Raw genomic sequence first — 25,342 nt, 5'->3', positions numbered from 1 at the left:
GCGCGGGCGGGCGGCCGCCTCAAAGATCGAGCACGATCTCTTCGAGCCCCCCTCGGAGACGTCTGAAGCGGTCGACGCGCCGGCCGGGGCCGATCTGGACGCGCCTGACGTCATTCGCGCCGAGCCGCTCAACCCGCCGGTCAGGCCCGCCGCGCCGCGCCGGGTCCAGGCGCGCGAGAGCGGCGATGGAAAAGGAATGGCTGTCTTGAAGGTCTTCGGCTTCGTCTTCGCCTGGCTGTCGCTGGCCGCGATCGCCGTGATCGCTGCCGCCGCGCTTTACCTGCACCGCCTAAGCCAGGATTTGCCCGACTATCAGGCGCTGGCGGAGTACGCGCCGCCCGTCACGACGCGGGTTTACGCCGGCGACGGCACGCTGGTCGCCGAGTTCGCCCGCGAGCGCCGCCTCTTCGTGCCGATCGAGGCCATTCCGGACCGCGTGAAGCTCGCCTTCGTGTCGGCGGAGGATAAGAATTTCTACGAGCATGACGGTCTGGACTTCAGGGGAATCATCCGGGCGCAGATCTCCAATATCGGCAACATCCTGCGCGGGCGGCGCCTCGAAGGCGGTTCGACCATCACCCAGCAGGTGGCGAAGAACTTCCTGCTTTCGAGCGAGCAGCGCATCGAGCGCAAACTGCGCGAGATGCTGGTCACGCGCCGCATGGAGAAGACGTTCGACAAGGATCACATCCTTGAGCTCTATCTGAACGAAATTTATCTCGGAAACCGTTCCTACGGCGTGGCCGCGGCGGCGCTGAATTATTTCGGCAAGGCGCTCGACGATCTGACGGTCGCCGAGGCCGCCTATCTCGCGGCGATTCCCAAAGGGCCAAGCAACTATCACCCGATCTATAATCACGACCGGGCGGTCGAGCGGCGCAACTGGGTCATCGGCCGTATGCGCGAAGACGGCCATATCACGGAAGAAGAGGCGCGCGAGGCCATCGCCGCGCCGCTCGGCGCCGAGATCGCCCCGCCTCTCGGCGCGCGCGACTGGGCTTCGGAATATTTTGCTGAGGAAGTCCGCAAGCAGATCGTCGAGCTTTACGGCGTCGAGGCGCTTTACGACGGCGGGCTCGCGGTGCGCACCACCGTCGATCCCAACCTCCAGAAGGCGGCGGGCGAGGCCTTGCGGCGCTGGCTTGTCGAATACGATCAGCGTCACGGCTGGCGCGGGCCTGTCGCCAGAATGGAGGTCGGCGAGAGCTGGGCCGGAGATTTCGCCGAGCAGATCCGGCAATTGACCGACAGGCGCGCGCTCGCCGACGATCTCGCCCCTTGGCGGCCGGCGCTGGTGCTCGCCGCGAACGGCGCCGAGGCGCGGATAGGCTTTGCCGACGGCGGCGAGGGGACCATTCCGCTTGAGCGGCTTTCCTGGGCGCGCCGCTATGTCAACGCGGATGAAGTTGGGCCTGAGATCGTTGCGGCGAGCGACGTGCTGGCGCCCGGCGACATCGTTTATGTCGAGGCCGTCGAGGGACAGACGGGCGTTTACGCCTTGCGGCAGGCGCCTGCCGCCAATGGCGGGCTCATCGCCATGGACCCGCATACGGGCCGCGTGCTCGCCATGGTGGGCGGTTTCTCCTTCCAGCTTTCCGAGTTCAACCGCGCCGTTCAGGCCTCCCGCCAGCCCGGCTCGACCTTCAAGCCGTTCGTTTACGCCGCCGCGCTCGACAGCGGCTACACGCCGTCGAGCATCGTGCTCGACGCGCCGTTCGTGGCGCCGGGCGTCGACAGCTGGTGGAAGCCCGGCAACTACGCGGAAGGGCGTTTCTACGGGGAAAGCACGCTGCGGCTCGGCATCGAGCAGTCGCGCAACACCATGACCGCGCGGCTCGCGCAGGATCTGGGCATCGGCCGGATTGTCGATTACGTCAGCCGGTTCCGGCTTTCCGACAACCTCCCGCGCGAGCTCGCGATTTCGCTCGGCTCCGGCGAGACGACGCTCACTCGCATCACGGCGGGCTATTCGACCTTCGTGAACGGCGGCAAGCGGGTCGAGCCGGTGCTGATCGACCGCATTCAGGACCGGACCGGAAAAACCATTTACCGGCGCGATCAGCGCGCGTGTCCCGGCTGCAATGTCGCGCTCTGGCAAGGGCAGGCCGAGCCGCAGCTCGACGATCCGCGCGATCAGATAATCGATCCGCGCACGGCCTATCAGATCGTATCGATGCTGGAAGGCGCCGTGCAGCGCGGCACCGGCGGGGCCGTCAAGCGCGCAGTGGACAAGACCGTCGCGGGCAAGACCGGCACCACCAACGAATACAAGGACGCCTGGTTCGTCGGCTTCTCGCCTGATCTCGCCGCAGGCGTGTTCATCGGCTTCGACATGCCGCGGACGCTGGGGCAGGGCGAGGCGGGCGGGGTCGTCGCCGCGCCGGTGTTCGGCGAGTTCATGGCCAAAGCGCTGGCGGACGAGCCGTCGATTCCGTTTCGCGTGCCTTCCGGCGTGCGGTTGGTGCGCGTGAACGCCAAGACCGGCCGGCCCGCCGGCCCAGGCGACTCGAATGTGATTCTTGAAGCCTTCAAGGCCGAGGACGTGCTTGCGCAAGGGCCGGCCGCAGAAGAGCTGACTCTCGATCCGCTGGGCTTTGCGCCGCGCCGGTCGGAGGATGAGCCCCAGCAGGACCTCGACGGTCTTTACTAGAAGCCTTGAGCCGCTATAACCGCTCTTCCCTTAGGGGAGCGGCTTTCGGAGAACCCGCGCATGCGCGCCGAAATCATTGGGATCGCTGACGAAATCAAGCAGTCGCTCGGACTGCTGAGGAGGCGTCTTTGACTGGGACGCAGCGCAGGCGCGCCTTCAGGAGCTGAATGCAAAAGCGGAAGATCCCGCCCTGTGGAACGATCCGCAAGCGGCGCAAAAGATCATGCAGGAGCGCAACGCGCTCGACGCTCAGATAAACGCCGTTACGGCCCTTCAACGGGAACTTGACGACGCGCTCGCCTTCGCAGAACTCGCCGAGGAGGAAGACGACGCGGTAAGCCTCGACGAGGCGCAGGCGACGCTCGAGAAAATCGCCGAAGCGGCCAGGCGTGCTGAGACGGAAGCCCTTCTTTCGGGCGAGGCGGACGCCAATGACTGCTTCGTCGAAATCCATCCGGGCGCCGGCGGGACCGAATCCAACGACTGGGCGGCGATGCTCCTGCGCATGTATGTGCGCTGGGCGCAAAAGCGCGGCTACAAAGTGGAGGTTATCGAGGAGCTGCCCGGCGAAGAGGCGGGGATCAAATCGGCGACGATCAAGGTCATGGGCCACAACGCCTATGGCTGGCTCAAGACCGAGTCGGGCGTGCATCGCTTGGTGCGCATCTCGCCCTTCGACTCGAACGCGCGTCGCCACACCTCCTTCGCTTCCGTCTGGGCGTATCCGGTGATCGACGATGCGATCGAGGTCGACGTAAGAGAGAGCGACTGCCGCATCGACACCTTCCGCGCTTCAGGCGCGGGCGGCCAGCACGTCAACACCACCGACTCGGCGGTGCGGATCACCCACATTCCGACCGGCATCGTCGTGCAGTGCCAGAACGAGCGCTCGCAGCACAAGAACCGCGCGACCGCCTGGGCGATGCTGCGCGCGCGGCTTTACGAGCTTGAACTCAAGAAGCGCGAGGAAGAAGCGCAGGCCCGCGAGGCGACAAAGACCGACATCGGCTGGGGCCATCAAATCCGCTCATACGTGCTGCAACCCTATCAGCTGGTGAAGGATCTGCGCACGCAGGTCGAAAGTCCGAGCCCGGACGTCGTGCTGGACGGCGATCTCGACGCCTTCCTGACCGCCGCGCTCGCCCAGCGCGTCGCCGGCGAATAGGCGCGCCTGGGCGCGGTTGCTCCGAGTGATAGAGCGCCGGCCGCGCTTACCGTAACGGCGAGCGGTTCTGGCTGAGGAAGGACGGCGTTTCATTGGCCGCGCGCAGATTGGCTTCTTCCTCGGGGCCCGTGGTCATCGGCCGGGGCGCCGGCGCGCCGACGCCCGTCGGGCGCGCCTTGCGAAAATCCTTCGCGGCGGCTTCCGACAAAGGATCGTCAGAATGACGGCAATTGCCTTCGAAATGCGCGCCGGATTCAACCGACAGCGAAGAATGCAGGATGTCGCCCTGAATATGGGCGGTGGACGCAAGCGAGACCGACTTGGCGCGGATGCCGCCCTCGACGCGGCCGCGCACCATCACAGTCTCGCACACTACCTCGCCTTTCACCGACGCTTTCTCGCCGATGATAAGGGACGACGCCTTGATGTCGCCTTCCAGCGAGCCGTCGAACTGAATCTCGCCGCTTGAATTGATGTTGCCGCGCATGACCACGTCGGCGGAGATGATGGAGGGCACGCCTGCGGTTTTCATCGGGCTCGACCTTTTGGGTTGCGGCGGCGTCGCGGCGACCTGCGCGGTTTCAGGCCCGGCCTGACGCGATTTTTCTTCCTGCTGGTGCTTGGCTTTAGCTTTCGAAAACATAACGACCTGCTTCCATGAACCGACGCGGATTCTTCGGCCTGCCCTTGTAGAGCACCTCGTAATGCACATGCGGGCCGGTGCTGCGCCCGCTTGAGCCGAGCTCTCCGACTTTCTGATGCAGGGCCACCTTCTGGCCTCGTTTTACCGAAATTCTGTGAAGATGTGCATAACGGGTCATGAAGCCGTTGCCGTGATCGACCTCCACGACCCGGCCCCAGCCGTTCTTCACGCCGGCATAGACGACGACGCCCGACGCGGTGGCGGTCACGGGCGAAGCCCAGGCCGCGGAGAAGTCCACGCCGAAATGATTGGCGTTGCGCCCGGTGATGGGATCGCGACGGACGCCGAAACCGCTGGTCAGTCGGCGGCTCACCGTCAGCGGAGACGAAAGCGGAAGCCGGGCTACGACAGCCTCAAGGGTCGCCAGCTCGTCGATCAGCACGCCCGCGCGGTTGGCGTGGCGGAAGAAGGCGGTCGACGCGTCCGTGAAATTGGCCGCATGGATGAAAGGCCCCCCTTGGGCCAACACCATGTTCGTGATTTTCGGATCGGGCAGCAACTCCTCGCCGCCGATGCCCGTGGCGGCGAGGACCCGATGCAGCGTGTCTATTTTGGCCGTCGCCTTCTCCTCGAGTGCGGCGACAAGCAGCATCTGCTCGATATAAAGGTCGACGGCGGCGGACTCCATCTTCTTGAGCGCTTCCGAGGCCGCGCTGCCGGGCGGTGCGGCGGCCCGGCTTTTCTCAACCTCTTCGAGCGCCTGACGGCGCAGGATCGACAGGCGGGACTGGCGCGGCGTCGCCTCGGCCGGCGCGACGTCGATCATGACGCGGTTGGCGTTCGCCGGCTTGGCCCCGTTCGGCGCGCCCGCCTCCGACAGGCCGCGCGCCAGCCCGTCAAGGCTTTGATCAATCGCGACCTTGCGCTCAACCATGCTTTTAAGCGTTTGATGTCGCGAGGAAATTTCCGCCATTGTGGCGTCGAATTCGCGCTGCATGATGACGTTCAGCGAATGCACGTCGTCATAAGCGCGCTGTTGTTTGAGGAGCTGCTTGGCGTAGGTCGTCTCCATGATGCGCGCGTCGCGCTCCTTGGCGACGATGATCTGCTCCTTGAAGACGACGTTCACCGAAGCGTAGGCCACCCACAGCAGAAACGTCCCGATCACGCCGGCGAGCGCGATCTGGGTTCGCGTCGACATCGAAATGAAATGAACGACGCCGTCGCTGCGATGGTATATCTGCCGTTCCTTGAAGAGACGGCTGATGATGCGCTTTACGCGGCCGGACCTGCGGCTCATCAAAAGACGCCCCTTGCAACGCCCTTCAGCGTTATACCCTGACACCCCTTAACATATTGCAGCGTATCTACGCCGTTTTCGCAACCGTTATGTGATGAAGTAACCATTCTTTCCACAGCATCCGAGGGAATCGGCGGGCTTACGCGCAACCTTCATGCCATTATTCGCCCGGTTTCGGCGTAAAAATCGGCGGTCAGATCGGCGGCGCTCCGGCCTTCGGTGTTGAAGGGCGGCTTGAGGCCGCCGGCCAGACGTTCGGCGATCAGCTTGCGAAACGCCGCTGCCGGGCGCAGGCCGCGCCGGGCGCAAAGGCGGCGGAACCAGCGTACGCCGGCGGCCACATGGCCGATCTCGTCTTCGTAAATGACCCGGAGCAGGGCGGCGCTCCGCGCGTCGCCGGCCGCTTCGAGCCGGGCGATCAGGCCCGGGGTGACGTCGAGCCCGCGCGCTTCGAGCGCCATGGGCGCGACCGCGAGCCGGGCGAGGGCGTCGTCGCGGGTGGCGAGCGCCGCCTCCCACAGCCTGTCATGGGCGGGCAGATCGCCATAGGCCGCCCCGAGCGCTTCCAGACGATCTGCGAGCATCAGGAAATGCCGCGCCTCGTCCGCGCCTACCTGCGCCCAGTCCGCGACGAAAGCGCGCGCGTCGAGCCCCGCCTCGGCGATGTCGCAGGCGAAGCGCGCGGCCATGTCGAAGGCGAGATCGATGGCGTTGAACTCGATATGGGCGAGCGCGTGCAAAAGCGCGATCCGCCCGCGCGGCGAACCGAGACGTCGGCGCGGAACCTTGCCTGGAGGGGCGAGGATGGGCCGCGCCGGCCTCGCTGGTCGATCAGCGAGCCCGGCGAGGCGCGCCGGATCGAGCGCCGGCGCCGCCTGCAGCCGGACGGCGGCGTCAAGCGCGGCGGCGGCCTTGGCGCGCGGCTCGGCGGTCGCCAGCGCCTGCGCCGCGCAGGCGAGCGATGTCGCAGGCGCGATCAAAGGGCTTTCACCGCCTCCAGCACCTCTTCCGCATGGCCCGGGACCTTCACCTTGCGCCAGATTCGACGGATCACGCCCTTGCCGTCGATCAGAAAGGTGGCGCGCTCGATCCCCATATATTTGCGGCCATACATGCTTTTCTCGACCCACACGCCATAGGCGTCGAGCATCCGCCCCGACTCGTCGGAGGCGAGCGCGACCTTCAGACCGTGCTTCTCCTTGAATTTCTCATGCCTGGCGACGCTGTCCTTCGAAACGCCCACGACGATGGCGCCGGCCTTCTCGAAGGCCTTGATGCGCTCGGAAAAATCGAGCGCTTCCTTCGTGCAGCCGGACGTGTCGTCCTTCGGATAGAAATAGAGCACCAGCTTCTTGCCGGCGCAGTCTTTCAGCGCGATTTCACCGCCGTCGTCAGTCGGCAGCTTGAACGGCGGGGCCTTGGCCCCTTCCTTGAGTTCTCCTGGCAAAGACGACTCCCTTGTGACTGCTCGCCCGGCGGGCGAAATCGCCCCGCCGAAGCGCGGGAAGGAAACAGCAAAAAGCGTTCGCCGCAAGCGGGCCGCTTGCCACTGCGGCCTGTGGAAAGTAGGCGTGTTAGGTTTCCGATGCGAGGGGCTGCATGGGGCGGGCGCCGGCGCGCCGGCGACAGGCGGAGGAATGGCATTGCGTAAGAGCCGGGCTGCGAAAGCCGGCCTCATCGTTATTGAAATCGTCGGCGCGCTCCTTGCGGCTGTCGCCGCCGTCGCCGCGCTGCTGTTCTGGCGGCTGCAGACCGGCCCTGTCTCGCTGGGTATTTTCCGTCCGAGCGCGGCTTTCGCAATCGAGCGGGCCTTGCCGCCCGATCATCGCGTCGTTGTGGGAAGCGCTTATCTGGTCAAGGGCGCAGGACGCGGCGAGCTGGAAGCCGTCATCGAAGACATCGTGATCGAAGCCCCGGACGGCGCGACCATCGCGGATGCGCCGCGCATGTCGCTCGTCTTTTCGCTTGCGGATGTTCTGCATGGCGATCTCGGCGTTCGCCACGTGGCGATCGTCGAGCCGACCTTGAAGATCATCCGCGGCCGCGACCGCAGACTGGCGCTCGATTACGCCGAAACGGAAACCGACGCGCCCCGTCGCAGCCTGTTTACGCTGCTGACGGGCGGGCCGCATTTCCGGGACGCCTTTCAGCATGCGGCGCTTGTCGACGCCGTCGTCATATTCGTCGACGAGGCGTCCGGCCGGACATGGCGCGCCGCGCCCGCCGAGGCTTCGATCAGCCGACGGGACGAAGGGTACGCCGCGCAGCTGCGCGGCGTATTCGACATCGATGGGAAACCGGCCTTCATCTCGTTCGAAGGCGTTTACGCAGAGGCGACGGAGCGGCTCGCCGCCGACATCGAAGTGATGGACGCGCCGGCGGGTGATCTCGTCGAGCTGTTCTTCGGCGCGCGCGCCTTTTCGTTCGTCGCGCCGCTGACGGGATCGGCTTCGCTCGTTCTGACCAGCGACGGACGAGTCGTCTCTTCGCGGCTCGAAGGCAGAGTGGGCGCCGGCGAGGCGCAGTTCGCAGGCCGCGTCGCGCCGATAAGCTTCATCGAGTTCGCCGCCTCATTCGATCCGGAAAAGGGGCGCTTCGACGTCGAGCGGCTGACCTTCGACGTGGACGGAACGAAAGGCGCCCTGACAGGCGATGTCGCCCTTACGGCTCGCGAAGGCGCGCGCGCGCCGGCCGCCGTCGCCTTTGCGCTCGAGGGAGTCGATCTCGTAATCGACGCGAAAGGCGCGTTGCCTGCCCCGCTCGCGATCCCCAGCGTGGCGGCGATCGGGGTCTATGATCTGTCAGCGCGACGACTCGCGGTTTCAGAGCTTGCGGCGCAGTTTCTCGACGTCACCCTAGCAGGGAGCATTTCGCTCGAAGCGCCGAAAGCTGGCGAGGGCGGCGCGCGTCCCTCGCCGGGCGTGCGCGCTTCCCTCGCGATCGATGGCTCGCTCGATCCCGAACGCATTCTCAGATTTTGGCCCGTTGATCTCGGAGCCGGCGCGCGGGAGTTCGTGGCGACGCGCATGCCGCGCGCTAGGGTCGAGAATGTCGCGTTCACGGTCGATCTGCCGGCCGGCGCGTTGACGCCCGGCGCGCCGTTTCCGGACGAGGCCTTGCGTCTTACGTTCGACATTCGCGACGCGACGGCGATCTACGCGCCGGGCATGACGCCGCTCAGCGAGGCGAGCGGGTCGGCGGTTCTCACCGGCAATCGCTTCGTCGTGGATGTCGAACGCGGCCGCGTGGGGCGCGTGGCGATCAGTGAGGGCGAAGTCGAGTTCACCGCGCTCTCGCCGAAAGCGCAGCCGACGCATTACCGTTTCATCGCAGAAGGGATGGCGCGGGACATCCTCGCCGTGCTCAATGAAGAACCGCTCAGGCTGCTGGATCCGACCGGCCTTGCGCCCGAGCAGTTCCTCGTCGGTCGCGCGCGCGTACGTGCGCAGATCACCCGGCCGAATCTGCGTTTCGTTTCGCGTAAGGACTATCAATATAAGGGGTCGGCGCGATTCAGCGGCGTGACCATATCGGAGTTTTACGGCGGAATCGACCTTGCGGACGCGGATGGGACGCTAGATCTGGCGAGCAGGCGGATGACAGTGAGCGCGAACGCTTCTTTCGGCGGCGCGCCGATCTCACTGGAATGGCTGCAGCGATTCTACGCCGACGACGGGGGAGCGCGGTTGAGCATCTCCGGCGTCGTCGACAGCTCGACCGGCGATGTCTTCGGCGTGCCGACTCGCCGGTTCCTCAGGGGCCCGGTCGCGTTCACGGCGCAGGCGATAGGCGGGCTCGCCGCGATCGAATCCCTTACGATCAATGCGGATTTTTCCTCGGCGGCCCTCACGATCGGCCTTCTCGACTGGGAAAAGCCCGTCGGCGAAAGCGCCGCCGGCGCGCTCGACATCGTCTTCGCAGAAACCGGCGTCGAAGTGCGCTCGCTGGAACTGACGGGCGCACAACTCGACATCCGCGGGAGCGCCCGCTTCGAACCGGGCGGCGCGCTCGATTGGGCCCGTCTCGATCCGTTCCGCGTTCCCAGCGCGGCGGACGTCGCTCTTGCGGCCGCGCGCAAGCCGACCGGCGCGCTGGAGCTGACGCTGGCCGGCGCCTATCTCAATGCCGGGCCGTTGCTCGAAGCGGCGGTTGAAGCCGGCCCGCCGGGCGAAGACGGCGAGGCGCAGACGACCGACCTGGTCGTGCGCGGGCGGATAGACGCGCTGGATGCGCGCGCTGGCGCGCGTTACCACGACGTTTCGCTCGACCTTCATCGCGTCGGAAGGGCCTTCGACGCGCTGGATATCTCCGCGCGGACGGCGGGAGGCGCGCCGCTGTCGATCACGCTCGCGCCTGACGGCGCCGTCGAGGCGCGTACGGAGGATGTCGGCGCGCTGATGCGCGGGCTGTTCGGCGTGACTTCCGTTCTGGGGGGGCGCGGCTCGCTGACCATGCGCCCCGATCCGGTCGGGGAGCGCTTGGCCGGGACGGTTTTCGCGCGCGATCTGCGCGTCGTGAAGGCGCCCCTGCTGGCGCGCATCTTCTCGGCCGGATCATTGACGGGGCTCGCCGACCTTCTTAACGGACAGGGAATAGAATTGACGCAGGCGATAGCCGACTTCGCTTTTCGCGACGGCATGGTCTCGATCAGCGAAGCGCGCGCGTCGGGTCCTTCGGTCGGCATCACGGCGCAGGGGACGATCAGGACCGGCGCCGGCGGCGTGGTGAATCTCAATGGCGCGCTCGCACCGGCCTATGCGGTCAACTCGCTTCTGGGCGGAACGCCCGTCGTAGGCGAGCTGTTCGTCAACCGCGAAGGCGAGGGGGTGCTGGCGCTTTCCTACGCCGTACACGGCGAATCAAACGCGCCGACGATCATGGTCAACCCGCTCTCCGCGCTCACGCCTGGATTTCTGCGGCGTATTTTCGAGATCGAGCGTCAACCTGAGCCGCCCGTCGGAGCGAAGTCCGCGCCGGCGCCTGCTGCGGAGAAGGAGCCTGCGCCGCAATAGGTCACTCGACCCTGACGAGGGCGTGCTTCTTCCTGCCGACCGACAGTTTGATGACGCCGTCCCTGACGTCGGCTTCAGTTAGCGGTCGCTCCTCCGTCAACGGAACGTCGTTCACGCGCAGCGCGCCGGCCTTGATATGCCGGCGTCCTTCTCCGTTCGAAGCGATGAGCTTCGTCGCCTGCAAGGGCTCGAAGGGGGAGAGTCCCGCCTTCAGCCTTGCGCGGGGCACGGCGACGCTGGGCAGCCCCTCCGCCGCCGCACCTTCCTCAAAGGCCCGCCGCGCGGTTTCTGCGGCGGCGTCGGCCGCCGCGCGTCCGTGCACGAGCGCGGTCGCTTCCGTGGCGAGGATTTTCTTCGCTTCGTTGATCTCGGCCCCGCCGAGCGCGGAGAGCCTGCGCACGTCCTCCATCGGCAGGGTCGTGAACAGGGCGAGCATGCGCCCGACATCGGCATCCTCGACGTTGCGCCAGTACTGCCAGTAGTCGTAGGGGCTGAACATGTCGGCGTTGAGCCAGACCGCGCCGGATTCGGTCTTGCCCATCTTGCGGCCCGAGGCGGTGGTCAGCAGCGGCGTGGTCAGGCCGAAGGCCTCGACCCCGTCCTTGCGACGAATAAGCTCGACCCCGTTGACGATGTTGCCCCACTGGTCCGAGCCGCCCAGCTGCAGCAGGCAGCCATAACGGTTGTAAAGTTCATGAAAGTCGTAGGCCTGCATCAGCATATAGTTGAACTCGAGGAAAGTCATCGGGCTTTCGCGCTCGAGCCGCAGCTTCACGCTGTCGAAGGTCAGCATGCGGTTGATCGTGAAGTGCACGCCGTAGTCGCGCAGGAAGTCTATGTAGCCAAGCTCGGAAAGCCATTCGTCGTTGTCGACCATGACGGCGTCGGTCGGTCCGTCGCCGAAAGTCAGGAACTTTTCGAAAACGCCCTTGATGGAGGTGATGTTGGCGGCGATCTCGGCTTCGGAAAGAAGCGCGCGTTGGGCGTCCTTGCCGGCGGGATCGCCGACCTTGGTCGTCCCGCCGCCCATCAGCGCGATCGGGCGATGTCCGGTCTGCTGCAGCCAGTAAAGCGTCATGATCTGGATCAGCCCGCCGGCGTGCAGCGAAGGCGCTGTCGCGTCAAAGCCGATATAGCCCGTGACGGCCTGCCTCGCCGCGAGGGCGTCGAGCCCTTCGAGATTCGTTCCCTGATGGATGAAGCCGCGCTCGTCGAGAACGGCGAGGAAATCGGATTTATAGGCGGACATGACGAACTCTAATCGGCTGGGTGCGCGCGTGGCGGATTGCGCCGATCGCCTTCTAGGCGATGCAGCCCGGCGAATCCAGCCACCGGCGACGGCTTCGGCCTTTACGATCCGGTCGCGGCGGTCGGATAATCGGGAGCGGCGACCGGGATGGAGCTTATGAGCATAATGACGGCGATCGGCATGATGAGCGGCACCTCGCTCGACGGGGTTGATGCGGCGATCCTCAGGACCGACGGTCTTGACGTCGTGGAGCCCGGCGCCGCGCTCCACATTCCCTATGACCGCGATCTGAAGATCTGGATCCGGCGGGCGATCAAGGCCGCGCTCGAAGGGCGCGACGGGGCGGCCGATATCGGCAAGGCCGCGCGCGAGGTGACCATGGCCCATGTCGCCGCGGTCGAGGCGCTGCTCGAGAAGGCGGGGATCAGGCGGATCGCCATCGACGTCATCGGCTTTCACGGCCAGACGATCCTGCATCGCCCGGCCCGATCGCCGGAAAGCACCGGCCGCACCTGGCAGATTGGCGACGGACGCGTGCTTGCGGAGGAGACGAAGATCGGTGTCGTCTGCGACTTCCGCTCGGCGGACGTGGCCGCGGGCGGGGAGGGCGCCCCTCTCGCGCCGGTCTATCACGCCGCCCTGGCGCGCGCGCTCGGGCGCGATCACGCCGTTGGCGTGCTCAATCTCGGCGGCGTCGCCAATGTGACTTACGCGCCGGCGGACGGCGCGGAAAGCGGGATCGTCGCCTTCGACTGCGGGCCTGGCAACGGCCTTATCGACGAATGGATGGAGCTCAAGACGGGAAAGGCGATGGACGAGGACGGCGCGCTCGCCCGGCGGGGAAGGGTGCATACGGATGTTCTGCGCTACATGCTGCTGAATCCCTATCTGCGCCGCCGGCCGCCGAAATCGCTTGATCGCTACGACTTCAAGCTTGATCCGGTGTTGGATCTCTCCGTCGCCGACGGCGCGGCGACGCTCACCGCCTTTACTGCGGCCTGCGTGCGCGATTGCGAGAAGTTCCTGCCGTCGCCGCCGGGCGAATGGATCGTGTGCGGAGGCGGGCGGCGCAATCCCGCGCTGATGGAGGCGCTGGAGAAGGCGCTGGATGCGCCGACGCTGGTCGCGGAAAATGTCGGCTGGCGCGGCGACGATCTTGAGGCGGAATGCTTCGCCTATCTCGCTGTCAGAAGCCTCAAGAAGCTGCCCTTGAGCTTTCCCAAAACGACCCGCGTCCCCCGGCCCATGACCGGCGGGGTCTTCCACCGCGCCCCGCTATAGGCCTGCCTCAGGCGCGCCTTTTCAGCGCCCATTCCGGGCGGATGAAGTGGCAGGTGTAGCCCTCGGGATATTTTATCAGATAGTCCTGGTGGAAGTCCTCGGCGCGATAGAAAGGCCCGGCCGGGACCACTTCGGTGACGATGCCGTCAGGGAAGATGCCGCTTTTTTCGTAGTCGGCGATCACCTCGCGGGCGATGCGCTTCTGCTCGTCGTCGAGATAGAAGATCGCCGAGCGGTATTGCGCGCCGATGTCGTTTCCCTGTCGGTTTAGGGTTGTCGGGTCGTGGATCTGGAAGAAGAACTCCAGAAGCTCGCGATAGCTCGTCTTCCGCGGGTCGTATTCGATGCGGATCGCTTCGGCGTGGCCGGTCTTGCCGGTCTTCACGTCGTTGTACGTCGGATTTTCAAGGTCGCCGCCAGTGTAGCCGACTTCGGTGTCGACGACGCCCGCATGCTTGCGGAAGAGGTCCTCCACGCCCCAGAAGCAGCCGCCGGCGAGAATGGCGATTTCGGTTTTGCGAGTTTCAGACATCGTTCGCCTCTTTCAGCGTGAGCAGAGATTGGCGCGTAGTGCGTAAGTGCGGGGCGCAAGATCGGGCATGAATCCGAGATAAGAAATCTCGCCGAGATCTACGCACTATTCACTACGCACTAGGCGCTAATAATGATGCGCGCCGAACTCGCGTCCGGCGAGGAATTTCTCCGCCTCGAGCGCAGCCATGCAGCCCATGCCGGCGGCCGTCACGGCCTGGCGGTAGACGTCGTCGGTCACGTCGCCCGCTGCATACACGCCTTCGATGTCCGTGGCCGTCGAGTCGGGCGCGGTGACGATGTAGCCGTTGTCCTTCATCTTGATCTGGCCACGGAACAAATCCGTGGCCGGCTTGTGGCCGATAGCTATGAAGACGCCGTCCGTATTGAGTTCGCGCGTCTCGCCGGATCTGGCGTGCCTGAGCCGCACGCCGGTGACGCCGAGCGGGTCTTCCGCGCCAAGAATTTCATCGACGACGTGGTCCCAGATCGTCTCGATATTCGGCTTTGAGAAGAGGCGGTCCTGCAGGATTTTCTCCGCGCGCAGCGAGTCCCGTCGATGAACGAGCGTCACAGACTTGGCCAGGCTCGACAGGTAAAGCGCTTCCTCGACGGCGGTGTTGCCGCCGCCGACCACGACGACGTCCTTGCCGCGATAGAAGAAGCCGTCGCAGGTCGCGCAGGCCGACACGCCGAAGCCCTGGAATTTCTTTTCGGACTCAAGGCCGAGCCATTTGGCCTGCGCGCCGGTGGCGATGATGAGCGCGTCGGTCTCGTAAGTCTCCCCGGAATCGCCCTTGAGCGCGAAGGGCCGCTTCGACAGGTCGACTTCGACGATGATGTCGTCGACGAATTTCGTCCCGACATTCTCGGCCTGCTTCTGCATCTGCTCCATCAGCCACGGCCCCTGGACGACGTCGGCGAAACCCGGATAGTTCTCCACGTCCGTGGTGATGGTCATCTGCCCGCCCGGCTGCAGCCCATGGACGATAACGGGCTCAAGCCCTGCGCGCGCCGTGTAGATCGCCGCCGTCAGGCCCGCCGGGCCCGATCCCAGTATCAGCACGCGCGTTTTCATGGAATGCACCCTCCATTTTCGGTTTCAGCCATTTGGGCCGGGCCTTCCGTCTTCGCAAGGCGCCGGGCGACGCTCTCGCGAAGCCGTTACCAAAGCCCGGGGGCGGGGAAAAGCGGCCGGCTTGCCGCCGCCCGGGCAAAATGGTAACAAATGTTACTAATTGAGCCGCCTTGGGAGCCCGTCATGGCGAAGAAGTGGATCACCGTCTCCCGCGTCGAAGGCCGCGCCTCGCGCCAAGCCCACGCCGACCTGCCCGAAGGAACCTATGAGCGCGAAATCTCCAAGGAGGGATTCTTCGGCCCGGCCGCCTTCATGTATCATCGCCGCCCGCCGACCGGCTGGGTGAAGTTCGAAGGGCCCTTGCGCCCGCGCGCGTTCAATCTCGCGGCGCTCGACGAAGCGACGGCGAGCCCGTGGGCCGCGCCGCTGGTGCTGCGCAACAGGGCCTGCGAGATTCGCTTCTGGAAGCTCGACGCGCCGATGCCGGCGCTCGCGCGCAACGCCGACGGCGATCAGCTATTGTTCGTGCACGAAGGGGAGGGCGATCTGTTCTGCGACTGGGGCCGTCTCGCCTTCGAGGCGGGCGATTATATCGTGCTGCCGCGCGGCGCAATGTGGCGACTCGCGCCGCGGCGGGGCGCGGCGATCCTCATGGTCGAGGCGACGAACGCCCATTACGCGCTGCCCGAGAAAGGCCTGCTTGGCGGACACGCCATCTTCGACCCGGCGATGCTCGACGCGCCGAAGATCGACGACGTCTTCAAGGGGCATCAGGAAGAGGACGGCGAGACGCGCGTCGAGATCAAGAAACGCGGCGCAGTCTCCATTGCAACATATCCGTACAACCCTCTCGACGTCGTCGGCTGGCACGGCGAGCTTTCGCCGGTGCGGATCAATATCCGCCACATCCGGCCGATCATGAGCCACCGCTATCATGTGCCGCCCTCGGCGCACACGACCTTCATCTCGGACCGCTTCGTCGTGTGCACCTTCGCGCCCCGGCCCTTCGAGACCGATCCAGGCGCGATCAAGGTGCCGTTCTTCCACAACAACGACGACTATGACGAGGTGCTGTTCTATCACGCCGGCGACTTCTTTAGCCGGGACAATATCGCCGCCGGCATGATGACGTTCCATCCTTCGGGCTTCACCCATGGGCCGCACCCCAAGGCGCTCAGAAACATGTTCGAGCAGAAAAAGCCGATGACGGACGAATACGCCGTGATGATAGATACGCGCGACCCGCTCGACATCGGCGAAGGCGCCGCGGCGGCGGAGGTCGCCGACTATGTGGATTCGTGGAAGGGCGGCGCGTAAACAGGAGTACAGCGAACCATGACCGCCGTCGTTATCTCCGGGGCCAATCGCGGGCTCGGGCTCGAGTTCGCCAGGCAGTATGCGGCCGACGGAGCGCGCGTTTTCGCCGGCGCGCGCGATCCAGAGAAGGCGGACGAATTGAACCAGGCGGCGAAGGAGTCCGACGGCGGGCTCTCCGTTCATCCGCTCGATGTGACCGATGATGCTTCCGTGCGCGCCTTCGCGCGCGCGGTCGGGCAGGCGCCCGTCGACGTCGTCATCGCCAATGCCGGCTATTTCGGCGGGGACCGCCAGCATCGGCTCGGCGACATCGATTATGAGGCGTTCGCCTATACCATGTCGGCGAACGCCCTCGGCGCGCTCAGGCTGGCGGACGCTTTTTATCCCAATCTCAAGACCGCGCGCGGTAAGTTCATTGCGATCACTTCAGGAATGGGCTCGATCAGCGACGCCTCCGGCGGCTATTACGCCTATCGCGCCTCCAAGGCTGCGCTCAACATGATCTGCCGGGCGCTCGCCAACGATCTCAGGACAGATGGAATCATTTGCGCGCCCCTTTCACCTGGCTGGGTGCGCACCGATATGGGCGGGCCTTCCGCGCCGCAGGACGCCGCCGACACGGTGCGCGAGATGCGCCGGCGCATCGCCAAATACCGCATGAGCGACAGCGGTCGATTTTTGAGCTGGGACGGACGAGAGCTCGACTGGTGATTGTCGCAGAGCCGAAGGTCAGGAGGGATCATGATCTGCCGCTGCTGGAGAGGCTGGACGACGCGGGCGAACGCTGACGCCTATCAGCGCGTCCTGACGCAGGAAGTGATCCCCGCGATCGAAGCGCGGCGCATCGAAGGGTTCCGCCGCATGGAAATGATGCGGCGCGATCTCGGCGATGAGGTCGAGTTCGCCACCATCATGTGGTTCGACGATATCGAGGCGGTGAAGCGCTTCGCCGGCGATGATTACGAAATGGCCCATGTGCCCGCCGCCGCGCGAGCGGTCCTGAAGCGTTTCGACGCGCGCTCGGCCCATTACGAAGTTTTCGGCGCGCGCGATCAATAGGCGGAGGCGGCTGTCCGCGCTCCGTGCACGCGCGATCGTGATGATCCGTGCGCGCGTCTTGCTTCGCGCGGAAGGGCGACGAGTGCTATCGGGCGCTGGCCGCTTCGCGGCGGCCAATCCGGCGGGAGATGTTTCATGCAGACCATCAGGCGACTCGCGCCCCATGCGCTTGCGCTGTTCATGGCCGTCGTGTTTCTCGACAGCCTGCGCTACAAGTTCGCGAACCACCCCAACACGCAGACGATCTTCGGCAAGCTCGACGCCTGGGCCGCCGCGCTCGGCGCGCCGGGCCTGTTTGCGCAGACAGGGCTGTTCAGCCAGTACGTGATCGGCTCGGCGGAGCTCGTCGCCTCGCTCCTGCTAGTCGCAGGCATGATTCCTCGCCTTGCGCATCTTCAGGGCCTTGGCGCGCTCATCGGCCTGTTCATCATGCTGGGCGCGGTGAGTTTTCATCTGTGGACGCCGCTTGGGATCGATCCGAATAACGACGGCGGCGGGCTGTTCCTCGCGGCCTGCGTCAATCTCGTTGCGGCCGCGCTCATCCTCGCTATATTCCGGCGGAAGGAAACCGTCGGGCTCTTCTGTCGTCTGGGCAAGGCGCTCGGGCCCGTCTCCTGACCGGGAGCGCGCATGAAACTCGCCTCATTGAAAGCCGGCCGCGACGGCCGGCTCGTCGTCGTTTCCAACGACCTCACCCGCTGCACGGACGCGAGCCGTATCGCGCCGACCCTGCAGGCCGCGCTCGACGACTGGGAGTGCTGCGAGCCGGCCCTGCGCGAGCTCGCGCAAAGCCTCGAAGCCGGCGCCGCGCCGGTCGAGCGCTTTCATGAGCGCGACTGCGCCTCGCCGCTTCCTCGCGCCTATCAGTGGGCGGACGGTTCCGCCTATGTCAATCATGTCGAACTGGTGCGCAAGGCGCGCGGCGCGGAAATGCCGGAGAGCTTTTGGACCGATCCGCTTATGTATCAGGGCGGCTCGGACTCTTTTCTCGGTCCGCGCGACGATATTCTCATGGCTCAGGACGAAGGCTGGGGCATAGACCTCGAAGGGGAAGTCGCGGTCGTAACCGGCGACGTGCCGATGGGCGCGAGTCCTGAAGAAGCGCGCGAGCTTATCCGCCTCGTCATGCTCGTCAACGACGTCTCCTTGCGCGGGCTCATCCCCGGAGAGCTCGCGAAAGGGTTCGGCTTCTTCCAGTCGAAGCCGTCCTCGGCCTTCAGTCCCTGCGCCGTCACGCCTGACGCGCTGGGCGAGGCCTGGGACGGAGGCAAGCTCCATCTGCCGCTGCTCGTGCGGGTCAACGGCAAGGAGTTCGGCCGCGCCGACGCCGGCGTTGACATGACCTTCGATTTCGGCCGGCTCATCGCTCATGCGGCGAAGACGCGGCCCCTGTGCGCCGGCTCGATCATCGGCTCGGGCACGGTGTCGAACAAGCTGGACGGCGGGCCCGGCAAGCCGATCGAAGGAGGCGGGGCGGGCTATTCCTGCATCGCCGAGATCCGCATGATCGAGACCATCCAGCATGGCGCGCCGAAAACGCCTTTTCTCAAATTCGGCGATCGGATCGAGATCGAGATGCTCGACGCGAAGGGGCGGTCGATCTTTGGGCGGATCGATCAGAAAGTGGCGAAGTATGAGCGCAGGAGCGCATAGAGATGCCTTCCATCCGCGCCCGACTTCTCAACCGCTATCTGCGCCTCGTCATGAAGCCGATGCGGCTGCATGAAATGGACCCGGAGACCCTGCGCGCATGGATGGAAAAACGCGTCCTGCCGGTCCGATTGGGCGATGTCGCGCTCGATCCGGTCGAAAAGGGCTCGGTGCGCGGCGAATGGCAGCGCCCGAACGACCCTGAGCCGGGGACGATCCTTTATCTTCACGGCGGCGGCTATGTGTTCTGCTCGGTGCGCACCCACCGACCGCTGACGACTGCGCTGGCGCGCGCTTCGCGGCGCGCGCTGTTTTCGCTGGATTACCGCCTTGCGCCGGAGCATCCCTGTCCCGCGGCGATCGAGGACGCGGTCGCCGCCTTCGACTGGCTTGTCGGGGAAGGGCGGGACCCCGCCGCCATCGTCGTGGCGGGCGATTCCGCAGGCGGCGGCCTCGCGCTCGCGGTGATGCTGGCGCTGAAGGCGCGCGGCGGGCCGCTTCCCGCCGGCGCGGTCCTTTACTCTCCGTGGACGGATTTGGCTGCGACCAGCGAGTCCGTAAATCGCAACGCGCGCGCCGATGCGATGTTTCAGCGCGACTCAATCATCGAAGGCGCCGCGCGCTACGCCGGCGCGCTCGACCGCAAGGACCCGCGCGTCTCGCCGCTCTACGCGGATCTGTCGGGCCTGCCCCCGCTGCTGGTCTTCGCTAGCACGACGGAAATGCTGTTCGACGATTCCGCGCGCCTCGCCGAGAAGGCGAAAGCCGCCGGAGTCGATGTCGACTTCCGTCCGCGCGAGGGGCTCGCCCATGTCTGGCCCCTCTTTTATCCGCTCATTCCGGAGGCGAAGGCGAGCGTGAGAGAAAGCGCGGAGTTCATCGTCCGACGCCTCGCAGCGGCGGCCTCGCCGTAGCGCCTCCGGGCCGCCGCCCTTGCGTGAGGGTAGGGGCCTGCGAAAAGATCAAGGCCCGCGAACGAACGCACGCGGGCCCTGAATCCCCCAGGTTGCCTCAGCGATACGCCGGCGCGCGGCCGGCGGATCACTGCGCGCTAGTAGCGCGGCGGGCGGCGGTCGCCATAGCTGCGGAAGGAGCCGTCCTCCCAATAGGTGTCGCCGTAATAGGGGTCTTCGTAATAATACCGCCCCGCATAGCGGTCGTAGCGGCGATGGCCGTGCTCGCGCGCACGGCCCCAGCAGGTGCCGGCGCGCGAGCAGCCTTCATAGGCGCCGAGCGCGGCGCCGATGAGCGCGCCATAGGCCGCGCCCTTGCCGGGCCGACCGGCGAAAATCTCGCCCGCCGCCGCTCCGCCGGCCGCGCCGATCGCGGCCCCGTACAGCGCGCCTTCGCCCGTGGACTGGCAGCCGGCAGCGCCGAGGGCGAGGGCGGCTAGGCCGATCAGCATGGGTTTCATCGGTCGTTCTCCTCCGGTTGGGGGCGGGAACCCGATACGCTACGTGCGCCCCGAATGTCGTCTCATGGCGCAGACTGACGGGCCTCCAAGGCGAGAATGGGGCGCCAGCTGGGCGAATTTGGGCGAACGGGCGCCGGATTTTTCAAGGCGCGCCGGCCCGCGCTGCCTCTTGCGCTTGGCGCCGGCGCGATGGCGCGCTTAGTGTGGCTGCAACCGGTTGCGAATTTCGAACGTGAGGAGGCCATTCATGGCGCCGAGCAAGACCAGAGCGATCTTCCTGAAGTCCTTTCCCAAGGGTCTTCCGAGTCCGGACCAGTTCGAGCTGCGCGAGATCGATTTGCCCGCCCTCAAGGACGGCGAAGTGCTGATGCGCGTCATCTGGATGTCGGTCGATCCCTATATGCGCGGGCGCATGCGGCCGGACATCAAGAGCTACATCCCGCCATTCACTCTGGAGGACCCGCTTGACGGCGGCGCGGTGGGCGAGGTCGTCGAGTCGAAGCATGACAAGTTCAAGCCCGGCGATCACATCGTCGGCTTTCAGGGCGGCTGGCGCGAATACGCCGTCGTCCCGGGCGACGGCCTGACCAGAGTCGACGCGGGAATCGCGCCGCTGTCTGCCTATCTCGGCGTGCTCGGCATGCCGGGCCTTACCGCCTGGTCCGGGCTCACCCAGATCCTCAAGCCGAAGGAGGGCGAGACCCTTTTCGTTTCCGGCGCGGCCGGCGCGGTCGGCTCGCTCGTCTGTCAGCTCGGCAAGCTGCGCGGCATGCGCGTCGTCGGTTCGGCCGGCTCGCCGGAAAAATGCGAATGGCTGGAGAAGGAAGCCGGCGTCGACGTCGCGCTCAACTACAGGAATTACGATAGCGCCGGCGCGTTGACCAAGGCGCTCGCCGCCGCCGCGCCCAAGGGCGTCGACTGCTATTTCGAGAATGTCGGTGGCATGCATCTGGAAGCCGCGCTCAACTGCATGGCTTTTCACGGGCGCATCGCGCTGTGCGGCATGATCGCCATGTACAATCTCTCAGAGCCGGAGCCCGGTCCGCCCAATCTCGTCAACATGGTCGCGCGCAGCCTGCTGGCGCAGGGCTTCATCGTGTCGAACTACATGCATCTCGCGCCGCAATTCGCTGCCGAGGTCGCCCCGCTGCTCGCGCAGGGCAAGGTGAAGTTCCGCGAGTCCGTGTACGAAGGGCTCGAGAAAGCGCCGGAGGCTTTTCTCGGCCTGTTCAGGGGCGAGAATATCGGCAAGGCGGTGGTGCGAGTCGGTCCGGACAAGGTTTGACCCGGACGGGGCTCGTACGCGCACGTCAATCTGACTGTTCAGCGCGTCAGCGCCTGTCTGCGCTCCTCGACGATCTTGTCAGCGTCCTTGCCGTAAAGCTCCTGATAGTGATCGAATTTCGCCTCGAAGGTCGCCGCGCCCTGGGTGAGCGACCGCAATTCGATGATGAGATCGTGAAGGCCGGACTCCGGCATCATCGCCGTGACGCTGTCCCAGCCCGGCCAGCCAGGACGGGCGTCGAAGCCCAAAATCTGTCCTCGCCGGGATGAAATCACCGCATGCGCCTTGCTCGTATGATCGCGCGGGGAATGGATGACGGTGTGGTAAATCGGCTCGAGCAGCACTGGTTGGCAGTCTGGCAACGCGTCGCGCATCGCCTGACGCCCCGCGAGCTTGAATGACATTTCATTCGAGTCGACGGAATGATGCTGGCCGTCATAAAGCGTCACCGCGACGTCTACGACCGGAAAGCCGAGCGGGCCGCATTGCAGGCCCTCGCGCACGCCGGCCTCGACGGCGGGAATGAACTGCTTCGGCACGGCTCCTCCGTGGATGGTCTCGTCGAACGCGACGCCCGCGCCGCGCGGCAGCGGCTTGATCTTGACCTTGATGTCGGCGAATTGTCCGTGCCCGCCGGTCTGCTTCTTATGGCGGGCGTGATGATCGGCGGTCGCGCGGATGGTCTCGCGATAGGACGGGCGAGGCAGGGTCGTCTCGATCTCGACGCCGTAGCGGTTCTTCAGCTTCGCTGCGGCGAGGCGCAGGTGCATGTCGCCCTGGCCCCTGAGCACGAACTCGCCGGTGTCGGCGCGCCGCTCGGTCGAGAGCGAAGCGTCTTCCTCGATCAGCTTCGCGACGGCCGTCGAAAGGCGCACGTCGTCGCGCTCGTTCCTGGGACGGATCGCCAGCGCGTAAACCGGCGCGAGCGCTGCGACCGCGGCGTCGCCTTTATGAATCCTGCCGTCGATGAGGAGATCGCCGCTCGCTAGCGCATCAAGCCGCGGCAGGCCGACGATGTCGCCGGCGCGCGCCTCGACCCGTTTCTCGCGCGCTTCGCCGTTGAGCGCAAGAAGCCCGGAAACGCGCCCGCCATTGACGCTGTCGCCGTCGCGGATCGCGCCTTTCCAGACGCGCGCGACGGAGATCTTTCCAACATGTGGAAGATGCATGGTGCGGATGACCGAGGTGATCGTCTCGCCCGGCCCGGAAAATCCGAGGCGCTCGGCGGTCTTCGCAGGTTCGGGCGCTTCATGGCGCAGAAGCTTGAACAGGCGCGTGACGCCGTTGCCGTGCGCGGCCGAGCCCATCAGAACCGGCGCGAAGGCGTCCTCCTCGAGCTCCTTGGCCATCAGTTTGAACAGCGTGTCGCTCGGCGGAATCTTGTCTTCGAGAATCTGCTCGAGCAGGCCATCGTCGAAATCGGCGAGCGTGTCGAGCATCGCCTCGCGCGCTTCGCTCTCGACGGGTTTTTCCGTCTCCGGAATTTCGATGAGCTCGGACGGGGCGCCTTCGCGGTATTTCCAGGCGCGCTCGCTGACGAGGTCGATCGCCCCGACGATCCTGTCCTTATCGCGAATGGGGACCTGGCGCAGCACCAGCGGGCGGTCGGAATAGGTCTGAAGGGCCTGCAGCAGCGCGCGCACCCGCACCCTCGTTTCGTCGACCCGGTTGACGAAGAGGACGTGCGGAATCTGGCGCTCGTCGAGAAACTTGAAGAAGGGGCTGAGGGCGGCGGCGCGGTCAGGATCGGGGTCGGCGACGAGGATCACGATGTCGGCGGCGGCCATGGCGTCGAAGCTCGCCTGCAGAAGTTCGACCGAGCCGGGGCAGTCGATGAACGCCCAGTCGTCGCCGAGATAGGCGCAGCGCGTGAGATTGGGCTCCGTGGTAGAGCCGAAATCCTGCGACTCCTGGCTCGCGTCGAGCGCCGGCGCGCCGCGCCCCGCGCGCTCGATCAGCGCGCGCAGAAGCGTCGTTTTGCCGGCGCCCTGGGGGCCTACGATGACCGCGCAGCGGGCGCCTTTGCTCATGGATGACTCTCCCTGTCCAGCGGCGCGCGCAAAGCCCGCCCTGCCCGGAGAGCCGCTCGCTTCCGGGCAGGGAAGACCCGCCGGGCGCGCTCGTCCAATAACGATCCTTTCATATCAAACTCCCGCAGCACGGCTGGTTCAATCCTTATTTTGGTCAGGGAGGAAACGGCGCCCGCGGCGGCGCGCCGGCCCGAAGCCGCGCGCCCGCGACGCCGCGTCTGTGGGAATCGGCTTGACGGAACGCAGCGGCTATCCTAGACCGCGATCCTCTCGAAAGGGCCTCGTCCTTTCGGGCGCGCGCGGGTGTAGCTCAGTTGGTTAGAGCGCCGGCCTGTCACGCCGGAGGTCGCGGGTTCGAGCCCCGTCACTCGCGCCATTTTATTCCAGAAAATCAATTAGATACGTGGGCTGGGTTCCCGGTTATTTGGCGATGAAGCTGCTGGGTAAGCACAGGGTAAGCAACCGGAATCAACACCGGTCCATTTCAGGCATGCTCGGGCAAAGGTGCTGAACCATCGCCGGCGGGACCGCGTTCGGCGCGAAGGCGTGCGCAGGCGCCGGTAAAACAGACTGGCTATGCGGCGGTCACCAACTATGCGGCCGCGGCTCGCTTATTGAAGCGAGCCGCGCCACGCTCGATTTTCCCTGTCGCCAAGAACTCCGACAGTGGTTTCTCTACTTTCACGATCACCGACTTACAGGCGACCAAGTGCGCTACCGCGCGGACGTTTGCAGGTTTTCGCATCGTTTGAAACGGAAGCTTGCGTGTGAAGAACTCGATATTGGTCTTCCCAAGAGAGCTTGGCTCGACATACACCGTCAGCCGCTGGCCCGGAGCCAAGTCGAAAGGCAGTGAAGGGGAATACGAATTAGGGTTCTGAAGGGCAAGCTGTTGCCTGAGCCAGTCGGGCCCGCGCCTTGTCCACCCCGTTTGCCAGCCTATTCCCGAGATACGCACGGTGCGCATCCCGCGGTTCTCAATCTCGAATGCGACAACGTCCGTCGCTGGCGATCCATCTCCCGGAATTATCAGTCGTAGTCCCGCGCGCAGCTTGATGTTCGGGCGACGCTCCGAGAGAGCGATCCAAAGAGCGACGATCACCGCCGCAGCCGTGGCAAGAGCGCCGACGGCTTGTCCAATCGCCGACACCTGCGTCCAAAAGAGCATCGAAGAATCCATTCCAAGCCCCCCTGTCATGGCGAAGCGGCTGCTTTTCAAGAGTTGGAGCCTCCGGCAATCCCGGCGCGGTCCAGCACCCTGCGCTTGCTTGCTATTCGCGGGCTCTACAATCAAGCACGAACTGCGATGGAATTATCTGCCCCACAGTAAATGTGTTGCGCGAATGAATTGCCTTATGAACGCCGTCTCGCGACGTTCGCGCTATCGCGGTTGTATTGATATTGCCCCAAGGAGTTATCTCCAGAAGAGTGATAGACTCGACACCTTCGATGGCTTCGATTTTCGTGTTGTTCAGGTTTCCTAGAAACACATATTCGCCGCCCTCAAGACGCGCGATCGAGAACTTGAAATCTGGGTCTTTCTTGCTCGTGTAGCGCGTAAGCGATTTGACCTGCTCCCCTGGAACCTCCCCACTCTGAGGTTAGTCTGTTCCTCGACAGAGGAGACGGACGATGAAGCGCAGCAGGTTCAGCGAAGAACAGATCATTGGCATTCTGA

General features: G+C 65.5%; 21 protein-coding genes and 1 tRNA gene. 12 read left to right on the top strand and 10 right to left on the bottom strand.

Annotation, left to right across the window (positions count from 1 at the left end; translation table 11 throughout):
• Positions 1-196: 196 nt before the first annotated feature.
• Both CHB64_RS14795 and prfB read left to right on the top strand, forming a co-directional pair.
• Positions 197-2,650 carry a penicillin-binding protein 1A gene (locus tag CHB64_RS14795; protein WP_089413412.1) on the top strand — a complete coding sequence of 818 codons (2,454 nt, stop codon included), beginning with the start codon at positions 197-199 and terminating at the stop codon, positions 2,648-2,650.
• A 60-nt stretch (positions 2,651-2,710) separates the two neighbouring features.
• Positions 2,711-3,815, top strand: a protein-coding gene (gene prfB, locus CHB64_RS14790; protein WP_143266040.1) for a peptide chain release factor 2 whose coding sequence is annotated in 2 segments (ribosomal slippage) — positions 2,711-2,779 and positions 2,781-3,815 — 1,104 coding nt in all. Because the reading frame shifts where the segments join, the coding sequence is not laid out codon by codon here.
• Positions 3,816-3,861: 46 nt separating this feature from the next.
• On the opposite strand, the gene CHB64_RS14785 is transcribed toward prfB, so the two are convergent.
• From CHB64_RS14785 to CHB64_RS14770, 4 genes are all read right to left on the bottom strand, one after another.
• Positions 3,862-4,458 carry a bactofilin family protein gene (locus CHB64_RS14785; RefSeq protein WP_159462525.1) on the bottom strand — a complete coding sequence of 199 codons (597 nt, stop codon included), beginning with the start codon at positions 4,456-4,458 and terminating at the stop codon, positions 3,862-3,864.
• The gene (locus CHB64_RS14780) at positions 4,442-5,758 is read right to left on the bottom strand and encodes a M23 family metallopeptidase (RefSeq protein WP_089413402.1); all 1,317 of its coding nucleotides are present in this window, start codon (positions 5,756-5,758) and stop codon (positions 4,442-4,444) included. Before CHB64_RS14780 ends, CHB64_RS14785 begins: the two co-directional genes overlap by 17 nt.
• A gap of 152 nt (positions 5,759-5,910) precedes the next feature.
• The gene (locus CHB64_RS14775) at positions 5,911-6,735 is read right to left on the bottom strand and encodes a ferritin-like domain-containing protein (protein ID WP_089413411.1); all 825 of its coding nucleotides are present in this window, start codon (positions 6,733-6,735) and stop codon (positions 5,911-5,913) included.
• Positions 6,735-7,205, bottom strand: a complete 471-nt coding sequence (locus tag CHB64_RS14770; RefSeq protein WP_200815413.1) for a peroxiredoxin — start codon at positions 7,203-7,205, stop codon at positions 6,735-6,737. The genes CHB64_RS14775 and CHB64_RS14770 overlap by 1 nt, the downstream gene beginning before the upstream one ends.
• A gap of 190 nt (positions 7,206-7,395) precedes the next feature.
• Here CHB64_RS14770 and CHB64_RS14765 point away from each other — a divergent pair, with 190 nt between their 5' ends.
• On the top strand, positions 7,396-10,770 hold the full coding sequence (locus CHB64_RS14765) for a YhdP family protein (RefSeq protein WP_089413401.1): 3,375 nt from the start codon (positions 7,396-7,398) through the stop codon (positions 10,768-10,770).
• Between the two features lies 1 nt (position 10,771).
• On the opposite strand, the gene tyrS is transcribed toward CHB64_RS14765, so the two are convergent.
• Positions 10,772-12,019 (bottom strand): tyrosine--tRNA ligase, encoded by a 1,248-nt coding sequence (gene tyrS, locus CHB64_RS14760; protein ID WP_089413400.1) that lies wholly within the window; start codon positions 12,017-12,019, stop codon positions 10,772-10,774.
• A 156-nt stretch (positions 12,020-12,175) separates the two neighbouring features.
• Here tyrS and CHB64_RS14755 point away from each other — a divergent pair, with 156 nt between their 5' ends.
• Positions 12,176-13,300 carry an anhydro-N-acetylmuramic acid kinase gene (locus tag CHB64_RS14755; RefSeq protein ID WP_089413409.1) on the top strand — a complete coding sequence of 375 codons (1,125 nt, stop codon included), beginning with the start codon at positions 12,176-12,178 and terminating at the stop codon, positions 13,298-13,300.
• A 7-nt stretch (positions 13,301-13,307) separates the two neighbouring features.
• Here the strand turns inward: CHB64_RS14755 and msrA are convergent, their stop codons facing one another.
• Both msrA and trxB read right to left on the bottom strand, forming a co-directional pair.
• The gene (gene msrA / locus CHB64_RS14750; protein ID WP_089413399.1) at positions 13,308-13,832 is read right to left on the bottom strand and encodes a peptide-methionine (S)-S-oxide reductase MsrA; all 525 of its coding nucleotides are present in this window, start codon (positions 13,830-13,832) and stop codon (positions 13,308-13,310) included.
• 126 nt (positions 13,833-13,958) lie between these two features.
• Positions 13,959-14,909, bottom strand: a complete 951-nt coding sequence (gene trxB / locus CHB64_RS14745) for a thioredoxin-disulfide reductase (protein WP_089413398.1) — start codon at positions 14,907-14,909, stop codon at positions 13,959-13,961.
• Between the two features lie 183 nt (positions 14,910-15,092).
• Between trxB and CHB64_RS14740 the strand changes: the two genes are divergently transcribed.
• The 6 genes from CHB64_RS14740 (at position 15,093) to CHB64_RS14715 (ending at position 19,849) form a co-directional block, all read left to right on the top strand.
• Complete coding sequence (locus tag CHB64_RS14740) at positions 15,093-16,226, top strand: homogentisate 1,2-dioxygenase (RefSeq protein WP_089413397.1); 1,134 nt, start codon at positions 15,093-15,095, stop codon at positions 16,224-16,226.
• A gap of 18 nt (positions 16,227-16,244) precedes the next feature.
• Positions 16,245-16,937 carry an SDR family oxidoreductase gene (locus CHB64_RS14735; RefSeq protein WP_089413396.1) on the top strand — a complete coding sequence of 231 codons (693 nt, stop codon included), beginning with the start codon at positions 16,245-16,247 and terminating at the stop codon, positions 16,935-16,937.
• A gap of 30 nt (positions 16,938-16,967) precedes the next feature.
• Positions 16,968-17,285 carry an antibiotic biosynthesis monooxygenase gene (locus CHB64_RS14730; RefSeq protein WP_089413395.1) on the top strand — a complete coding sequence of 106 codons (318 nt, stop codon included), beginning with the start codon at positions 16,968-16,970 and terminating at the stop codon, positions 17,283-17,285.
• Between the two features lie 135 nt (positions 17,286-17,420).
• Positions 17,421-17,903, top strand: coding sequence for a hypothetical protein (locus CHB64_RS14725; RefSeq protein ID WP_089413394.1), 483 nt, complete (start codon positions 17,421-17,423; stop codon positions 17,901-17,903).
• A 12-nt stretch (positions 17,904-17,915) separates the two neighbouring features.
• On the top strand, positions 17,916-18,938 hold the full coding sequence (locus tag CHB64_RS14720) for a fumarylacetoacetate hydrolase family protein (RefSeq protein WP_089413393.1): 1,023 nt from the start codon (positions 17,916-17,918) through the stop codon (positions 18,936-18,938).
• A gap of 2 nt (positions 18,939-18,940) precedes the next feature.
• The gene (locus CHB64_RS14715; protein WP_089413392.1) at positions 18,941-19,849 is read left to right on the top strand and encodes an alpha/beta hydrolase; all 909 of its coding nucleotides are present in this window, start codon (positions 18,941-18,943) and stop codon (positions 19,847-19,849) included.
• Positions 19,850-19,986: 137 nt separating this feature from the next.
• On the opposite strand, the gene CHB64_RS14710 is transcribed toward CHB64_RS14715, so the two are convergent.
• On the bottom strand, positions 19,987-20,349 hold the full coding sequence (locus CHB64_RS14710) for a hypothetical protein (protein WP_089413391.1): 363 nt from the start codon (positions 20,347-20,349) through the stop codon (positions 19,987-19,989).
• 247 nt (positions 20,350-20,596) lie between these two features.
• Here CHB64_RS14710 and CHB64_RS14705 point away from each other — a divergent pair, with 247 nt between their 5' ends.
• On the top strand, positions 20,597-21,634 hold the full coding sequence (locus CHB64_RS14705) for an NADP-dependent oxidoreductase (RefSeq protein WP_089413390.1): 1,038 nt from the start codon (positions 20,597-20,599) through the stop codon (positions 21,632-21,634).
• A 38-nt stretch (positions 21,635-21,672) separates the two neighbouring features.
• On the opposite strand, the gene CHB64_RS14700 is transcribed toward CHB64_RS14705, so the two are convergent.
• The gene (locus tag CHB64_RS14700; protein ID WP_089413389.1) at positions 21,673-23,664 is read right to left on the bottom strand and encodes an elongation factor G; all 1,992 of its coding nucleotides are present in this window, start codon (positions 23,662-23,664) and stop codon (positions 21,673-21,675) included.
• A gap of 299 nt (positions 23,665-23,963) precedes the next feature.
• On the opposite strand from CHB64_RS14700, the gene CHB64_RS14695 reads away from it, so the two are divergent.
• Positions 23,964-24,040, top strand: a tRNA-Asp gene (locus tag CHB64_RS14695).
• Between the two features lie 216 nt (positions 24,041-24,256).
• Here CHB64_RS14695 and CHB64_RS14690 read toward each other — a convergent pair.
• Positions 24,257-24,832, bottom strand: a complete 576-nt coding sequence (locus CHB64_RS14690) for a hypothetical protein (RefSeq protein ID WP_143266039.1) — start codon at positions 24,830-24,832, stop codon at positions 24,257-24,259.
• Between the last annotated feature and the right edge of the window lie 510 nt (positions 24,833-25,342).

Origin of the sequence: Amphiplicatus metriothermophilus (assembly GCF_900199215.1) — a bacterium.
Taxonomy (GTDB): domain Bacteria; phylum Pseudomonadota; class Alphaproteobacteria; order Caulobacterales; family Parvularculaceae; genus Amphiplicatus; species Amphiplicatus metriothermophilus.
The sequence above is the reverse complement of the archived record's forward strand: the minus strand, read 5'-3'. Positions and strand labels throughout refer to the sequence as shown.

Bases quoted from the DNA above. Each gene is read 5' to 3' on its own strand.
- CHB64_RS14765 (WP_089413401.1), top strand. From the start codon at position 7,396: ATGGCATTGCGTAAGAGCCGGGCTGCGAAAGCCGGCCTCATCGTTATT.
- CHB64_RS14780 (WP_089413402.1), bottom strand. From the start codon at position 5,758: ATGAGCCGCAGGTCCGGCCGCGTAAAGCGCATCATCAGCCGTCTCTTC.
- CHB64_RS14785 (WP_159462525.1), bottom strand. From the start codon at position 4,458: ATGTTTTCGAAAGCTAAAGCCAAGCACCAGCAGGAAGAAAAATCGCGT.
- CHB64_RS14755 (WP_089413409.1), top strand. From the start codon at position 12,176: ATGAGCATAATGACGGCGATCGGCATGATGAGCGGCACCTCGCTCGAC.
- CHB64_RS14720 (WP_089413393.1), top strand. From the start codon at position 17,916: ATGAAACTCGCCTCATTGAAAGCCGGCCGCGACGGCCGGCTCGTCGTC.
- tyrS (WP_089413400.1), bottom strand. From the start codon at position 12,019: ATGTCCGCCTATAAATCCGATTTCCTCGCCGTTCTCGACGAGCGCGGC.
- CHB64_RS14735 (WP_089413396.1), top strand. From the start codon at position 16,245: ATGACCGCCGTCGTTATCTCCGGGGCCAATCGCGGGCTCGGGCTCGAG.
- CHB64_RS14690 (WP_143266039.1), bottom strand. From the start codon at position 24,832: ATGCTCTTTTGGACGCAGGTGTCGGCGATTGGACAAGCCGTCGGCGCT.
- msrA (WP_089413399.1), bottom strand. From the start codon at position 13,832: ATGTCTGAAACTCGCAAAACCGAAATCGCCATTCTCGCCGGCGGCTGC.
- CHB64_RS14725 (WP_089413394.1), top strand. From the start codon at position 17,421: ATGCAGACCATCAGGCGACTCGCGCCCCATGCGCTTGCGCTGTTCATG.
- CHB64_RS14710 (WP_089413391.1), bottom strand. From the start codon at position 20,349: ATGAAACCCATGCTGATCGGCCTAGCCGCCCTCGCCCTCGGCGCTGCC.
- CHB64_RS14795 (WP_089413412.1), top strand. From the start codon at position 197: ATGGCTGTCTTGAAGGTCTTCGGCTTCGTCTTCGCCTGGCTGTCGCTG.
- CHB64_RS14700 (WP_089413389.1), bottom strand. From the start codon at position 23,664: ATGAGCAAAGGCGCCCGCTGCGCGGTCATCGTAGGCCCCCAGGGCGCC.
- CHB64_RS14715 (WP_089413392.1), top strand. From the start codon at position 18,941: ATGCCTTCCATCCGCGCCCGACTTCTCAACCGCTATCTGCGCCTCGTC.
- trxB (WP_089413398.1), bottom strand. From the start codon at position 14,909: ATGAAAACGCGCGTGCTGATACTGGGATCGGGCCCGGCGGGCCTGACG.
- CHB64_RS14740 (WP_089413397.1), top strand. From the start codon at position 15,093: ATGGCGAAGAAGTGGATCACCGTCTCCCGCGTCGAAGGCCGCGCCTCG.
- CHB64_RS14705 (WP_089413390.1), top strand. From the start codon at position 20,597: ATGGCGCCGAGCAAGACCAGAGCGATCTTCCTGAAGTCCTTTCCCAAG.
- CHB64_RS14730 (WP_089413395.1), top strand. From the start codon at position 16,968: ATGATCTGCCGCTGCTGGAGAGGCTGGACGACGCGGGCGAACGCTGAC.